This window comes from Enterobacter cloacae complex sp. 6730903 (genome assembly GCF_048283985.1).
Classification (GTDB): domain Bacteria; phylum Pseudomonadota; class Gammaproteobacteria; order Enterobacterales; family Enterobacteriaceae; genus Enterobacter; species Enterobacter hormaechei_C.
This window is the reverse complement of the sequence record NZ_JBLVXX010000017.1, coordinates 66,898-81,311: the sequence shown is the minus strand read 5'-3', so window position 1 is coordinate 81,311 and position 14,414 is coordinate 66,898. Positions and strand designations below refer to the sequence as shown.

General features: G+C 57.2%; 12 protein-coding genes. 10 read left to right on the top strand and 2 right to left on the bottom strand.

What is annotated here, in order from left to right; genetic code table 11:
* Nucleotides 1-150 precede the first annotated feature (150 nt).
* On the top strand, nt 151-2,505 hold the full coding sequence (locus ACNQ0W_RS11610) for a helix-turn-helix domain-containing protein (RefSeq protein WP_062933860.1): 2,355 nt from the start codon (nt 151-153) through the stop codon (nt 2,503-2,505).
* Here ACNQ0W_RS11610 and queD read toward each other — a convergent pair.
* Entirely contained in the window at nt 2,490-2,855 is a 366-nt protein-coding gene (gene queD, locus ACNQ0W_RS11605) for a 6-carboxytetrahydropterin synthase QueD (protein WP_116330090.1), read from the bottom strand. The two genes, ACNQ0W_RS11610 and queD, sit on opposite strands and share 16 nt — an antisense overlap.
* Before the next feature lie 303 nt (nt 2,856-3,158).
* Between queD and cysJ the strand changes: the two genes are divergently transcribed.
* The 3 genes from cysJ (at nt 3,159) to cysH (ending at nt 7,487) form a co-directional block, all read left to right on the top strand.
* Nucleotides 3,159-4,964, top strand: coding sequence for an NADPH-dependent assimilatory sulfite reductase flavoprotein subunit (gene cysJ / locus ACNQ0W_RS11600; RefSeq protein WP_062933858.1), 1,806 nt, complete (start codon nt 3,159-3,161; stop codon nt 4,962-4,964).
* On the top strand, nt 4,964-6,676 hold the full coding sequence (gene cysI, locus ACNQ0W_RS11595) for an assimilatory sulfite reductase (NADPH) hemoprotein subunit (RefSeq protein WP_062933857.1): 1,713 nt from the start codon (nt 4,964-4,966) through the stop codon (nt 6,674-6,676). The genes cysJ and cysI overlap by 1 nt, the downstream gene beginning before the upstream one ends.
* A gap of 76 nt (nt 6,677-6,752) precedes the next feature.
* Nucleotides 6,753-7,487, top strand: coding sequence for a phosphoadenosine phosphosulfate reductase (gene cysH / locus ACNQ0W_RS11590; protein ID WP_049133113.1), 735 nt, complete (start codon nt 6,753-6,755; stop codon nt 7,485-7,487).
* Nucleotides 7,488-8,029: 542 nt separating this feature from the next.
* Here cysH and ACNQ0W_RS11585 read toward each other — a convergent pair.
* A complete protein-coding gene (locus tag ACNQ0W_RS11585; RefSeq protein ID WP_062933524.1) occupies nt 8,030-9,073 on the bottom strand; it encodes an aminopeptidase in 1,044 nt (347 codons plus the stop codon).
* Between the two features lie 237 nt (nt 9,074-9,310).
* On the opposite strand from ACNQ0W_RS11585, the gene cysG reads away from it, so the two are divergent.
* From cysG to ftsB, 6 genes are all read left to right on the top strand, one after another.
* Complete coding sequence (gene cysG / locus ACNQ0W_RS11580) at nt 9,311-10,669, top strand: siroheme synthase CysG (RefSeq protein ID WP_047719247.1); 1,359 nt, start codon at nt 9,311-9,313, stop codon at nt 10,667-10,669.
* Nucleotides 10,670-10,678: 9 nt separating this feature from the next.
* Nucleotides 10,679-11,587 (top strand): sulfate adenylyltransferase subunit CysD, encoded by a 909-nt coding sequence (gene cysD / locus ACNQ0W_RS11575; protein ID WP_006811770.1) that lies wholly within the window; start codon nt 10,679-10,681, stop codon nt 11,585-11,587.
* 9 nt (nt 11,588-11,596) lie between these two features.
* On the top strand, nt 11,597-13,021 hold the full coding sequence (cysN, locus tag ACNQ0W_RS11570) for a sulfate adenylyltransferase subunit CysN (protein WP_062933525.1): 1,425 nt from the start codon (nt 11,597-11,599) through the stop codon (nt 13,019-13,021).
* Nucleotides 13,021-13,626 carry an adenylyl-sulfate kinase gene (gene cysC / locus ACNQ0W_RS11565; RefSeq protein WP_015571713.1) on the top strand — a complete coding sequence of 202 codons (606 nt, stop codon included), beginning with the start codon at nt 13,021-13,023 and terminating at the stop codon, nt 13,624-13,626. The genes cysN and cysC overlap by 1 nt, the downstream gene beginning before the upstream one ends.
* A 58-nt stretch (nt 13,627-13,684) precedes the next feature.
* Nucleotides 13,685-14,011, top strand: coding sequence for a DUF3561 family protein (locus tag ACNQ0W_RS11560; RefSeq protein ID WP_006811767.1), 327 nt, complete (start codon nt 13,685-13,687; stop codon nt 14,009-14,011).
* 79 nt (nt 14,012-14,090) lie between these two features.
* On the top strand, nt 14,091-14,402 hold the full coding sequence (gene ftsB / locus ACNQ0W_RS11555; protein WP_003862095.1) for a cell division protein FtsB: 312 nt from the start codon (nt 14,091-14,093) through the stop codon (nt 14,400-14,402).
* Nucleotides 14,403-14,414 lie beyond the last annotated feature (12 nt).

Below are 14,414 nucleotides of genomic sequence, written 5' to 3'. Positions count from 1 at the left end.
AAACGATGATAATTTCGAGTCTATGACGATCGTCCCGCCTGAAAATGCATTTTTTTGTTGTAAAGCGACGGCTTTGTTTTGATTGTTTTTCATACAATTCAGTTATGACAAAAAAGATCAGGTCATTATTTGTCTTTGGTGAGGGGTAAGATGGCGCAACGGGGAGATGAATTTTGGATAGAGATTCAGGACATTCGCCACTGCGTGGAGGATGAAGGCGATACGCTAACGTTGCTCTGGGTGCTGGAAGGGCGGGCAGAGCTGAACACCGATGTGGGACGTGACATCCTGGAGGCCAATACCCTTGCCATTATCAACCGTCATCGGCGCTGGCAATTCACGAGCGAAACGGCAAATGTCACCCTGCGCGTAACCCTTTCCGGGCGCTGGGTCGTCCAGCTCTGCAATGATTTTTTTGCCCATGATTATGCTGTACCGGCAGAAGCCGGAGGCGTCTGGCCCCAATGCGATGCGCTTCGCGATCTGCTGCGCCAGCTTCTTGTGGTCACTCTCATCAACGACCCGCACCGCTACCGGCTGGAGGCGTACCGCTGGCTGAGCGAGATATTGCTGTTGCTGACCAGCCGCTTTCAACAGCCCGCCCGTATGCTGTCCCGGGAATTTTCCTCAGCGCACAGCAAACGCATCGCCCGGGTGATAGAGCGGATCAATGCCAGTTATTCCCGCCGTATTACGCTTGCGGAAATCGCCGCGAGTGAATATGTCTCTGAAGCCTGGCTCTCTCGTCTCTTTCGTAAGGAGGTGGGGATCAGTTTCATGCAGTACATCACCCACCTGCGGCTGGAAAAGGCGGCTGACGCTCTCCGGCTGACGAACCGACCGCTGCACCAGATTGCGCTTGAGCAGGGTTTCGCCAGCACGCGCATGATGAGCGATCGGTTCAGGCGTGTTCACAATATGTCTCCGGGCGAGTTTCGTAAGGCCCGGCGCCAGCACCCGGAGGCGGCACGTATTCGGACGGACAGGCGTGAGCAGCGCTATCCGGTCGCCGTGGACAAGCTGTTTAGCCTGCTCAATGAACCGGTGGCGCGCGGTTGGGGAGCCTCGCCGCTCATCGTTCACCCGCAGCAGGAGCAGAGACTGGATCTTGAGCAGCTCAATCCTCTTTCTGCCTCGCTGCGTCGTATGCGGGTGGTCATTACCCTGCGTGAGCTTGACGATTTGCTGCGGGAGGACGTTCGACAAAATCTGGAGGCGATAAATGAGGCCATTCCCATAGAGGGAATTGATATCGCCGAACCTTTTCTCAGCAGTCGTCTGTTTGCCACCGGGTGGGATGACCCCCAGATGGCGGGCTACGCCTGCTGGTACAATCTGCATCAGATTTTCACCTGGCTGGCAAAAAAGCAGTGGACGGTGCTACTGCACACCGGCGTAACGACCCGCCGCGATCTTCTCACCCGCTTTTTACAACAGTCAGTTAATCATTTTTCGCCAGAGATCACCGCAGGCTGGCATTTCGTCATGCACTGGTCAACACAGGCGAGTGAGGAGAGCCGGGAGCAGGTCTGGCTGGCCCAGCAAAAGGCGATACGAACTTATCTTCCGCAGGCAAAGTTTGGTTTATGGCACCGATTTGCCCCCGTCAGCGCGGGCGTAAGCGAGGATACCCTGTTCAGTTCAGCCATCCTGATGCAGGCCGATTTTCTTGCCTGTTCTGCCGATGCCAATGAGCTTCTCGATCCCGCGCAGCTGGAGCCAGCCCCTCTCTCCTCAACGGAAAATTATCCGATACTGAAGGTCCGCCAGATCCTCGCCGCCCTTCGCCTGCGTAAATGTTCGCTTCCCGTCTGGCTTCTCTCCTGGAATACCCTCACCGGCAACACACGGGCGACAAACGGCTGGTTTTTTCGTGGGGCGCTGCTGATGCAGAACCTGCTCGGGCTTTCGGAGCAGGTCTGGCTGGCGGGATTCTGGCTCAATTCGGGCCTTCAGGGAGAAGCCCGTGCGAACAACACCATCGATACCTCAAGCCTGGCGCTACAGTATAACCATGGTCTGCCGCGTCCGGTTTATTGGGTTCTCTGGCTCTGGCAACGTCTGCGGGGCGAGGTGCTGGTCAATGATAAGCGTGTCCTGCTTACGCGCCATCGCAATGGTTATCAGCTGTTGCTGCGAAATGTGGTGGTTTTTAATCCGCTCCTTTCCAGTGAAGAAGCCTTCATCCAGCGTTTTCGCCAGCAGTATCATTTACACCTGAAGGGAATGCGCGGTAAATGGAGAATTAAATGCCATCTGTTTGATCAGCACAACGGCGCGCTCTATCCGTTACTTGAAGGGGTTGGCAGCGAAAGCGGCCCTGATGAAGAGATGTGGCGCTGGATAGCGCATAAAGCGCGTCCAACGCTTTCCGTACGCGATGAACGCCTTTATGACGGCTGGCAACTGACTGAATCACTGGAGAGTAATGCGCTGGTGCTCTACGAGTTTACGCCGCTCGTGCCTCGTGAGACCGCAACGGAGGAGATTCACTCCCCGTGGTAGACGCAGCCTGCCGTGCAGGTCTCTTTGATCATCACCGCGCTCAGCAGCGGTACCAGCGGTTTCATCTGATCCCAAATCCATTTTGCCAGCACTTCGCTGGTCGGGTTTTCAAGGCCCGGAATATCATTTAGATAGTAATGATCGAGACGATCGTAGGTCGGCTTAAACGCGGCCTTCAGTTCGGCAAAGTCCATGATCCAGCCCGTATGGGGATCGACTTCACCGGTGATTTCAAGACGCACCATAAACGAGTGTCCATGCAGGCGGCCACATTTGTGCCCGGCAGGAACGTGTGGAAGGTGGTGTGCGGCTTCGAAGGTGAAATCTTTAAACAGTGTGGTGGACATCATAGCTCTCAGGAATGCGGAAAAAACCGCCGCATAGTACCGGAAAGCACAATTTTTATCATTAACTAAAACGGCTCTGAACGGTCACCGCCTCGTATTCATGGTGTTTATCGGCTTTTATTCTTTTATTTCAGATAGTTATTTAATCGCTTTTATCGTTAAGAACGATAACTAAAACAGGTTAGTCCATTTGGTTATTTATTATTTCCATCCCTTCTTTAATTGTTATTATCCCCGCCGTTAACCTTATCTTCAGTTTGGATTTATTCGCTTAAAGTCCGCTTTGCTACTGGAACATAACGACGCATGACAACACAGGCCCCACCTTCAAATTTGCTTCCCCTTAACCCGGAGCAACTGGCGCGCCTCCAGGCCGCGACTTCCGATTTTTCACCCACCCAGCTCGCCTGGGTCTCCGGCTATTTCTGGGGAATGCTCAATCAGCAGCCGGGTGCTGTGGCTGGCGTCCCGCCAACGGCCGTTGAAATTCCTGCCATCACGCTTATCTCCGCTTCGCAAACGGGTAATGCCCGTCGTGTGGCCGAAGCGCTGCGTGATGACCTGCTCGCCGCGAAGCTGAACGTTAACCTGGTCAACGCCGGGGATTATAAATTCAAACAGATCGCGTCAGAAAAACTGCTGGTGGTGGTGGCGTCAACGCAGGGGGAAGGCGAACCTGCTGAAGAAGCCGTCGCGCTGCATAAGTTCCTGTTCTCGAAAAAAGCGCCAAGGCTGGAGGGCACCGCCTTTGCCGTCTTCGGCCTCGGTGATACGTCCTATGAATTTTTCTGCCAGTCCGGTAAAGACTTCGACAGCAAGCTGGCGGAACTGGGCGCAGAGCGCCTGCTGGATCGCGTAGACGCTGATGTCGAATACCAGGCCGCCGCCGCCGAATGGCGGGCGCGCATCGTTGAGGTGCTGAAGGCCCGCGTCCCGAAAGAGACGCCATCGCAGGCCGCCGTTACCGCAGCGGGCACCGTTAACGAAATCCACACCAGCCCTTACACGAAAGAGGCGCCGCTGACGGCGAGCCTGTCGGTAAACCAGAAAATCACGGGCCGTAATTCGGAAAAAGACGTACGCCATATCGAAATCGATCTCGGTGACTCCGGCCTGCGTTATCAGCCTGGCGATGCGCTGGGTGTCTGGTATCAGAACGATCCGGCGCTGGTGAAAGAGCTGGTCGAGCTGCTGTGGCTGAAAGGCACGGAGCCGGTCCAGGTGGAAGGTAAAACCTTACCACTCTCTGAGGCGCTTCAGTGGCATTTCGAGCTGACGGTGAACACCGCCAACATCGTTGAAAACTACGCCACCTTAACGCGCAGCGAGTCCCTTCTGCCGCTGGTGGGGGACAAGGCGAAGTTACAGCATTACGCCGCGACGACGCCGATTGTCGATATGGTGCGTTTCTCCCCGGCACAGCTGGATGCCGACGCGCTGATCGGCCTGCTGCGTCCGCTAACGCCGCGTCTTTACTCCATCGCCTCCTCACAGGCGGAAGTGGAAAACGAAGTCCACATCACCGTTGGCGTGGTGCGTTACGACATCGAAGGCCGCGCGCGGGCGGGTGGGGCGTCGGGCTTCCTGGCCGACCGCGTGGAAGAAGAGGGCGAGGTGCGCGTCTTTATCGAACACAACGACAACTTCCGCCTGCCGGCGAACCCGGAAACACCGGTGATCATGATTGGCCCGGGCACCGGCATCGCACCGTTCCGCGCCTTTATGCAGCAGCGTGCAGCGGACGAGGCACCGGGTAAAAACTGGCTGTTCTTCGGCAACCCGCATTTTACTGAAGATTTCCTCTACCAGGTTGAATGGCAGCGCTACGTCAAAGAGGGCGTGCTGACCCGCATCGATCTGGCCTGGTCCCGCGATCAGAAAGAAAAAGTATACGTACAAGACAAACTGCGCGAACAGGGCGCAGAGCTGTGGCGCTGGATCAATGACGGTGCCCACATTTATGTCTGCGGCGACGCCAATCGCATGGCGAAAGACGTTGAGCAGGCACTGCTGGAAGTGATTGCCGATTTCGGCGGTATGGATGCCGAAGCGGCGGATGAATTTTTAAGTGAGCTGCGCGTAGAGCGCCGTTATCAGCGAGATGTCTACTAATGAGCGAAAAACATCCTGGCCCACTGGTGGTCGAAGGCAAACTGTCTGATGCCGAGCGCATGAAGGTAGAGAGCAACTACCTGCGCGGTACCATTGCCGAAGATTTAAATGACGGCCTGACCGGCGGTTTCAAAGGCGACAACTTCCTGCTGATCCGTTTCCACGGTATGTACCAGCAGGACGACCGCGATATCCGCGCCGAACGTGCCGAGCAGAAGCTGGAGCCGCGTCATGCGATGCTGCTGCGCTGCCGCCTGCCGGGTGGCATCATCACCACCAAACAGTGGCAGGCTATCGACAAGTTTGCCGCTGAAAACACGATTTACGGCAGCATCCGTCTGACTAACCGTCAGACCTTCCAGTTCCACGGCATTCTGAAGAAGAACGTCAAGCCGGTGCACCAGATGCTGCACTCCGTGGGTCTGGACGCGCTGGCGACCGCCAACGACATGAACCGTAACGTGCTCTGCACCTCGAACCCGTATGAATCCGAGCTGCACGCCGAAGCGTACGAGTGGGCGAAGAAGATTTCCGAGCATCTGCTGCCACGCACCCGTGCCTATGCGGAGATCTGGCTCGATCAGGAGAAAGTCGCGACCACGGACGAAGAGCCGATCCTCGGTCAGACCTACCTGCCGCGCAAATTCAAGACCACGGTGGTGATCCCGCCGCAGAACGATATCGACCTGCACGCCAACGACATGAACTTCGTAGCGATTGCCGAAAATGGCAAGCTGGTCGGCTTTAACCTGCTGGTGGGCGGCGGTTTGTCCATCGAGCACGGGAACAAGAAAACCTACGCCCGCACCGCGAGCGAGTTCGGCTTCCTGCCGCTGGAGCACACGCTGGCCGTGGCGGAAGCGGTGGTCACGACCCAGCGCGACTGGGGTAACCGTACCGATCGTAAAAACGCGAAAACCAAATACACCCTGGAGCGCGTGGGCGTCGAGACGTTCAAAGCGGAAGTGGAGCGTCGCGCGGGGATCAAATTTGAGCCGATCCGCCCTTACGAATTCACCGGTCGCGGCGATCGCATCGGCTGGGTTAAAGGCATCGACAATAAATGGCACCTGACGCTGTTTATCGAAAACGGCCGTATTCTGGATTATCCGGGCCGTCCGCTGAAAACCGGCCTGCTGGAAATCGCGAAGATCCACAAAGGCGAGTTCCGTATTACCGCCAACCAGAACCTGATCGTCGCCAGCGTGCCGGAAAGCGATAAGGCGAGAATTGAAGAGCTGGCGCGCGAGCACGGGTTGATGAATGCGGTTAAACCGCAGCGTGAAAACTCAATGGCCTGCGTGTCGTTCCCGACCTGTCCGCTGGCGATGGCCGAAGCCGAGCGTTTCCTGCCGTCCTTCACTGATAAAGTGGAAGCGATTCTGGAAAAACACGGGATTCCGGACGAGCATATTGTTATGCGCGTGACGGGCTGTCCGAACGGCTGCGGTCGCGCGATGCTGGCCGAACTCGGGCTGGTAGGGAAAGCGCCGGGTCGCTATAACCTGCACCTGGGCGGTAACCGTATCGGGACGCGTATTCCGCGTATGTTCCGCGAGAACATCACCGAGCCGGAAATTCTCGATTCCCTCGACGTGCTTATCGGACGCTGGGCGAAAGAGCGCGAAGCAGATGAAGGCTTCGGCGACTTTACGGTACGTGCGGGCATCATTCGCCCGGTGCTCGATCCCGCAAGGGATTTCTGGGAATAACATCCCGGCGGTTTCACCGCTTTTGTAGGCCGGGCAAACGCAGTGCCGCCCGGCAAAACAGGCAAACGAGGTTCTTATGTCCGTACTCGATCTAAACGCCCTTAATGAGCTGCCAAAAGTCGAACGCATTCTGGCACTCGCAGAAACCAACGCCCAACTGGAAAAACTCGACGCCGAAGGGCGCGTGGCCTGGGCGCTGGAAAACCTGCCGGGTGACTATGTGCTGTCGTCAAGCTTTGGCATTCAGGCGGCGGTCAGTCTGCACCTGGTGAATCGGATCCGCCCGGACATTCCGGTGATCCTCACCGATACCGGCTATCTGTTCCCGGAGACCTACCAGTTTATTGACGAGCTGACGGACAAGCTCAAGCTGAACCTCAAAGTTTACCGCGCGACGGAAAGCGCGGCCTGGCAGGAGGCGCGCTACGGCAAGCTGTGGGAACAGGGCGTTGAGGGCATTGAGAAATACAATGAGATCAACAAGGTCGAGCCGATGAACCGGGCGCTGAAAGAGCTGAACGCTCAGACCTGGTTCGCGGGTCTGCGCCGCGAGCAGTCCGGGAGCCGGGCCACGCTGCCGGTGCTGGCGGTGCAGCGCGGGGTGTTTAAAGTGCTGCCGATCATCGACTGGGATAACCGCACGGTGTACCAGTATCTGCAAAAGCACGGGCTGAAGTACCATCCGCTGTGGGATCAAGGCTACCTGTCGGTAGGCGACACCCATACCACGCGTAAATGGGAACCGGGAATGGCGGAAGAAGAGACGCGATTCTTTGGGCTGAAGCGCGAGTGCGGATTGCACGAAGGGTAATGTTTTTTCGCCCGGTGGCGCTGCGCTTACCGGGCCTACAACGGCTTAATTCTCCCTCTCCCCGTGGGTGGTTCCCCAGTAATTTGAAAGCAAAAGCGATAACGTTGCCTCAGAATAACTGAGGGCTTTCAGCGATGCCTCGGTCCGGCTGTAAATCGCTGAGGCGTTTCCTGTAGGCCGGGGCGAGGCGCAGGGATGCGCCGAGAGGGCGGGCTTTACAGGGATGTTACCTCCGCCCGTCCCCGATAAGCCGGAAGGAATAAGCCGAAGGCACCGCGAAGCGGCGATTTTCCGCCGGAAGCCCGGGTCGCCAGGGTGGTGGCGACTGAGCCACCCTGGCACGTTCACCGGTCATGTCGTGACAGAGTAGCAAGGAACATAAAGTGAACGGAATGACCACCAGAGCCGTATGTTCCCCCTCACCCCAGCCCTCTCCCTCAAGGGAGAGGGGGCCGTCTGTGCAGGCATTATTTTGTGGGGAACCCTCTCCCCGTGGGAGAGGGTTGGGGTGAGGGCATAAGGCCGCACTATGCTTAACGGCCTCAGGCTTTCCCCGCTTTCGCCAGCTCCTTCACCAGCGGCAGCATCACTTTCACGACATCCCGGCTGCGGTGCTCAATCCGCTGCGGCAGCGCTTTATCAATGTGCTGCTGATTATCCAGCCGCACATCATGCCAGCTGGTCCCGTCCGGAAAGGCTTTCGATTTGCTGCGCTGCTGATAGCCATCTTTTTTGCCCAGCGCCCAGTTCGTCGCCTCGACGTACAGCACCGGAATGCCCGCCTTATCAAACACTTCACCGTCATTACAGCAGCCTGTGCCTTTAGGATACTCCGGGTTATCGCCCGGATTTGTCGCGGCATAGACACCATGCGTGCGGGCAAGCGCCAGCGCCCGGTCGCGGGTGAGTTTACGTACGCTGCTCGGCGTGCTCTGTCCGCTATTAAAATAGAGCTTATCCCCCACGATCAGATTATCGAGGTTAATCACCAGCAACGTATTTTTCTTCTCCTCAGCGCTCATGCGCTTAAGGAGATTCTCAGCGCCGAGTTTTCCTTCTTCTTCGCCGCTGGTCGCAACAAAGCGAATGCTGTATTTCGTCGGAATATTCTTCAGGCGTTCGGCCAGTTCAAGCATCACGCCCAGACCCGCCGCATTATCATCCAGTCCCTGAAGCGTCAGCCCGCCGAGGTTATTATCGACATCGGCGTCGCTCAACGGCGTGTAGGTATCAAGGTGCGCCATAATAATAATCTGCTCAGCCGCCTTTCCTTCGTGCGCCGCAATAACCGTGCTGCCGGTTACGTTATGCCAGTTTTGCGTTTTATTGCGTGTGGTATAGATGTAGCGGCTGTGGAAAGCGCGAATGTCGCTCTCATAGCCCATATCCGCAAACTGCTGACGGATATAGTCTGCCGAAAGCATCTCGGCTGGGGTTCCGGTCATGCGGCCCGGAAAGACCGTCGCAATATGCCGCGCCTGCATACTGGCTATTTCACCGTAAGATGGATTTTTTGCCTGAGCCGGAAGGATAAAGCAAACGCCGAGCGCCAGGACAACGAATCGGTGGCGCATTGCGGAAAACATAGTGAGTCCTTAAAAACAGAGCAAAATTTTAACCCGCATAGTATGAAACTGTGATCGGGTAGACACAATTTGAATTGCTCTTAAATGCCCGAAATTTCGCGTGTTAAGCACTTTTTGATATTTGCTTTTCCACGGCGTTATTCCATTGAGTAACTACTCATTCCAATTCGTAATTTCATTCGATCTAAGCCGCCCCCTATAGTCCCTTTATTCGTGGTTGTTAGTGAGTTGTTGCCTGTGGACTATCTCCCCCTTTTTGCTGCCTTAAAAGACCGACCGGTACTGGTTGTCGGGACGGGTGAAATTGCCGATCGCAAAATCGCCTTCCTGCAACGCGCCGGGGCGCAGGTGCAGATCGTTGCAGAGGCGGATTTTGCAGAGTCTCAGATCGACAGCGTGGTGCTGGTGATTGCGGCAACCGAAGATCGGGCGCTCAACCGCCGCATCTCCGACGCAGCTCAGGCCCGTCACCGTCTGGTGAACGTGGTAGACGACCAGCCGTTATGTTCATTTATCTTCCCGTCGATTGTCGACCGCTCGCCGCTGCTGGTGGCGATCTCCTCCGGCGGCACCGCCCCGGTGCTGGCGCGCGTGCTGCGGGAAAAAATCGAAGCGCTGCTGCCGACCAGCCTCGGACGCATGGCGGAGAAGGCCAGCTACTGGCGCAACCACCTGAAAACGCGTCTGACCAGCGTGACGGAACGCCGTCGCTTCTGGGAGCGTGTGTTTCGCGGCCGCTTTGCCAGCCTGATGCAGGCCGGTAACGAGACGGCGGCGCAACAAATCCTCGAAGACGAACTGGATAACCCCGGCAGTACGGGCGGGGAGATCATTCTGGTGGGCGCCGGGCCGGGCGATGCCGGGCTGCTCACGCTGCGTGGCCTCCAGGTTCTTCAGGATGCGGATGTCGTGTTCTACGACCACCTGGTCACCGACGGTATTCGCGAGCTGATCCGCCGTGACGCGGAGCAAATTTGCGTCGGCAAGCGTGCCGGCGAGCACTCTGTGCCGCAGCACGACACCAACCAGATGCTGATTGCCGCCGCGAAAGCGGGCAAGACCGTGGTGCGCCTGAAAGGGGGCGACCCGTTTATCTTCGGTCGTGGTGGCGAGGAGTTGCAGGCGGCAGCCGAAGCGGGCGTTCCGTTTCAGGTGGTCCCCGGCATTACGGCGGCGTCTGCCGTCACGGCCTACGCCGGTATTCCGCTGACCCATCGCGATTACGCCCAGAGCGTGACCTTTGTGACCGGGCACTATAAAGCCGACAGCACGCCGTTTGACTGGTCGCATCTCGCCCAGAGCCGACAAACGCTGGCGATTTATATGGGCACGATGAAAGCGGCAGATATCAGCGAACAGCTTATTCAGCACGGTCGCGATGCGACGACGCCGGTAGCGGTGATCTCCCGCGGGACACGCGTCGATCAGCATGTCGCCATCGGCACCTTACAAGACCTTGCAACCCTGGCGAAAGACGCCCCAATGCCCGCCCTGATCGTGGTGGGAGAAGTGGTGCAGCTGCACAGCACGCTCGCCTGGTTCCAACACACAACCGACACAGAAGGCTTTGGCGCTTCTGTTATAAATTTGGCTTAAGGAACGGTTATGGACCAAAAACGACTTACTCACCTGCGGCAACTCGAAGCGGAAAGTATCCACATTATCCGCGAAGTGGCCGCCGAGTTTTCTAACCCGGTGATGATGTACTCCATCGGTAAAGATTCCAGCGTCATGCTGCACCTGGCGCGTAAAGCGTTTTATCCGGGTACGCTACCGTTCCCGCTGCTGCACGTGGATACCGGCTGGAAATTCCGCGAGATGTACGAGTTTCGTGACCGTACCGCCAAAGCCTACGGCTGCGAGCTGCTGGTGCACAAAAACCCGGAAGGGGTGGCGATGGGCATCAACCCGTTCGTGCACGGCAGCGCCAAGCATACCGACATCATGAAAACCGAAGGGCTGAAGCAGGCGCTGAATAAATACGGTTTTGATGCGGCCTTCGGCGGCGCGCGCCGTGACGAAGAGAAATCCCGCGCCAAAGAGCGTATCTACTCCTTCCGCGACCGCTTCCACCGCTGGGACCCGAAAAACCAGCGTCCGGAGCTGTGGCACAACTACAACGGCCAGATCAACAAGGGCGAAAGCATTCGCGTCTTCCCGCTCTCCAACTGGACCGAGCTGGATATCTGGCAGTACATCTATCTGGAAAATATTGAGATCGTTCCGCTGTATCTGGCGGCCGAGCGCCCGGTGCTGGAGCGCGACGGCATGCTGATGATGATCGACGACGATCGCATTGATTTACAGCCGGGCGAAGTGATCAAAAAACAGATGGTCCGTTTCCGTACTCTCGGCTGCTGGCCGTTGACCGGCGCGGTGGAATCCAGTGCGCAGACGCTGCCCGAGATCATCGAGGAGATGCTGGTGTCGACCACCAGTGAGCGACAGGGCCGCGTAATTGACCGCGACCAGGCAGGCTCCATGGAGCTGAAGAAACGTCAGGGTTATTTCTAAGGAGCCGCCATGAATATGACTATTGCCCAACAAATTGCCGATGAAGGCGGCGTAGAAGCTTATCTGCACGCCCAACAGTACAAAAGTCTGCTGCGTTTCCTGACCTGCGGCAGCGTCGATGACGGGAAAAGTACCCTAATTGGTCGTCTGCTACACGACACGCGCCAGATCTACGAAGATCAGCTCTCTTCTCTGCACAATGACAGTAAACGCCACGGCACCCAGGGCGAAAAACTCGACCTGGCGCTGCTGGTGGACGGCTTGCAGGCAGAGCGCGAGCAGGGCATTACCATTGACGTCGCCTATCGCTACTTCTCTACCGAAAAGCGTAAATTTATTATCGCCGACACCCCGGGGCACGAGCAGTACACCCGTAACATGGCGACCGGCGCATCCACCTGTGACCTGGCGATCCTGCTGATCGACGCCCGTAAAGGCGTGCTGGATCAGACTCGTCGTCACAGCTTTATCTCTACGCTGCTTGGGATCAAACACCTGGTGGTGGCAGTGAACAAAATGGATCTGGTGGACTACAGCGAAGCGCGTTTCGACGAGATCCGCCAGAGCTACCTGACCTTTGCCGAACAGCTGCCGGGCAACCTGGATATTCGCTTTGTGCCGCTGTCGGCGCTGGAAGGGGATAACGTCGCCTCTCAGAGCGCGAACATGCCGTGGTACAGCGGCCCGACGCTGCTGGAAGTGCTGGAAACCGTTGAAATTCAGCGCGTGGTCGATACCCAGCCGATGCGCTTCCCGGTGCAGTACGTGAACCGTCCGAACCTCGATTTCCGCGGCTTCTCCGGTACTCTCGCTTCAGGCTCCGTGAAGGTGGGCCAGCGCGTGAAGGTGCTGCCATCCGGCGTGGAATCGACCATCGCCCGTATCGTCACCTTTGATGGCGATCTGGACGAAGCCGGGGCAGGTGAAGCGGTAACCCTGGTACTGAAAGACGAAATTGATATCAGCCGCGGCGATCTGCTGGTCGATGCGCAGGAAACGCTGGCGGCGGTGCAGGGCGCCTCCGTAGACGTGGTGTGGATGGCGGAACAGCCGCTGACCGCAGGCCAGAGCTATGACATTAAAATCGCCGGCAAGAAAACCCGCGCCCGCGTGGACGGCATTCAGTTCCAGGTGGACATCAACAACCTGACCCACCGTGACGTGAGCGAGCTGCCGCTGAACGGCATCGGTCTGGTGGATATGACCTTCGACGAGCCGCTGGTGCTGGATCCGTATCAGCAGAATCCGGTGACGGGCGGGCTGATCTTCATCGACCGCCTGACCAACGTCACCGTCGGTGCGGGGATGGTGCGCGAGCCTGACGCGCAGGCGAGCGTGACGTCTGAGTTCAGCGCCTTCGAGCTGGAACTGAACGCGCTGGTGCGTAAGCACTTCCCGCACTGGGGCGCACGCGATCTGCTGGGAGGCAAGTGATGGCCGCTCATGATGAGAACGTCGTCTGGCATCCTCATCCGGTCACCGTCGCCCAGCGCGAACAGCTCCACGGTCACCGTGGGGTTGTGCTGTGGTTTACCGGGCTGTCTGGCTCCGGTAAATCCACGGTGGCAGGCGCACTGGAAGAGGCGCTGCATCAGCAGGGGGTGAGCACCTACCTGCTGGACGGCGACAACGTGCGTCACGGCCTGTGCAGCGATTTAGGGTTCAGCGATGAAGATCGTAAAGAGAACATTCGTCGGGTGGGGGAAGTCGCCAGCCTGATGGCGGATGCCGGGCTGGTGGTGCTGACGGCGTTTATCTCACCGCACCGCGCCGAACGTCAGATGGTGCGCGAGCGCGTGGGGCAGAATCGCTTTATTGAAGTGTTTGTGGATACGCCGCTGGCAATCTGCGAAGCGCGGGATCCGAAAGGGCTGTATAAAAAAGCCCGCGCGGGAGAGCTGCGAAACTTCACCGGCATTGACTCGGTTTACGAAGCGCCTGAATCCCCTGAGATTCATCTGGAAGGTCAACAATTGGTAACAAATTTAGTAAGCCAATTATTAGACCTGCTCAGACGGGACGATATTATCAGATCCTGAGACGGTATCGTTCGGGAGCTGTCTTCCCGAGCGATGAGTCACGGTCACAGGATTAGCTATGCGCAACAGTGAAAACTACATGATTACCACCGGGTCGGAACCGTTAACGACCGACGACGAAACGACCTGGTCCTTCCCTGGGGCGATAGTCGGCTTCGTATCGTGGCTACTGGCGCTGGGTATCCCGTTTCTGATCTACGGTGGTAACACCCTCTTTTTCTTCCTCTATACCTGGCCTTTCTTTCTGGCGCTGATGCCCGTTGCGGTGGTTGTGGGCGTGGCGCTGCACTCCCTTTTCAACGGCAAGCTCCTGTATAGTACGCTCATCACTATCGCCACCGTTGTGGTCATCTTTGGCCTGCTGTTTTTATGGCTGATGGGCTAACTTACGGCATAATTAAAACCCCGCAGTAGAGTCCAGCGGAAAGTTATGGGATGATGATGCCGTTTTTTCAGGGGGCAGGATGGGTAAACTAACGCTGCTGTTGCTGGCTTTGCTGGTCTGGCTGCAATATTCGCTGTGGTTCGGCAAAAACGGACTGCACGACTACAGCCGGGTAAGCGATGACGTCGCGGCACAGCAGGCTACAAACGCCAAACTTAAAGCGCGTAACGATCAACTTTTTGCTGAAATTGATGACCTCAATGGCGGCCAGGAGGCGATTGAGGAACGCGCACGCAATGAACTCAGTATGACTAAGCCGGGCGAAACGTTTTATCGCCTGGTTCCGGATGCGTCTAAACGCAATCAGGGCTCCGCACAAAACAATCGATAATCAGGCCCAGGA

What these genes read in the sequence shown, in the direction of transcription:
- ACNQ0W_RS11610 (WP_062933860.1), top strand. Translation starts at nt 151, where the DNA reads ATGGCGCAACGGGGAGATGAATTTTGGATAGAGATTCAGGACATTCGC.
- queD (WP_116330090.1), bottom strand. Translation starts at nt 2,855, where the DNA reads ATGATGTCCACCACACTGTTTAAAGATTTCACCTTCGAAGCCGCACAC.
- cysJ (WP_062933858.1), top strand. Translation starts at nt 3,159, where the DNA reads ATGACAACACAGGCCCCACCTTCAAATTTGCTTCCCCTTAACCCGGAG.
- cysI (WP_062933857.1), top strand. Translation starts at nt 4,964, where the DNA reads ATGAGCGAAAAACATCCTGGCCCACTGGTGGTCGAAGGCAAACTGTCT.
- cysH (WP_049133113.1), top strand. Translation starts at nt 6,753, where the DNA reads ATGTCCGTACTCGATCTAAACGCCCTTAATGAGCTGCCAAAAGTCGAA.
- ACNQ0W_RS11585 (WP_062933524.1), bottom strand. Translation starts at nt 9,073, where the DNA reads ATGTTTTCCGCAATGCGCCACCGATTCGTTGTCCTGGCGCTCGGCGTT.
- cysD (WP_006811770.1), top strand. Translation starts at nt 10,679, where the DNA reads ATGGACCAAAAACGACTTACTCACCTGCGGCAACTCGAAGCGGAAAGT.
- cysN (WP_062933525.1), top strand. Translation starts at nt 11,597, where the DNA reads ATGAATATGACTATTGCCCAACAAATTGCCGATGAAGGCGGCGTAGAA.
- cysC (WP_015571713.1), top strand. Translation starts at nt 13,021, where the DNA reads ATGGCCGCTCATGATGAGAACGTCGTCTGGCATCCTCATCCGGTCACC.
- ACNQ0W_RS11560 (WP_006811767.1), top strand. Translation starts at nt 13,685, where the DNA reads ATGCGCAACAGTGAAAACTACATGATTACCACCGGGTCGGAACCGTTA.
- ftsB (WP_003862095.1), top strand. Translation starts at nt 14,091, where the DNA reads ATGGGTAAACTAACGCTGCTGTTGCTGGCTTTGCTGGTCTGGCTGCAA.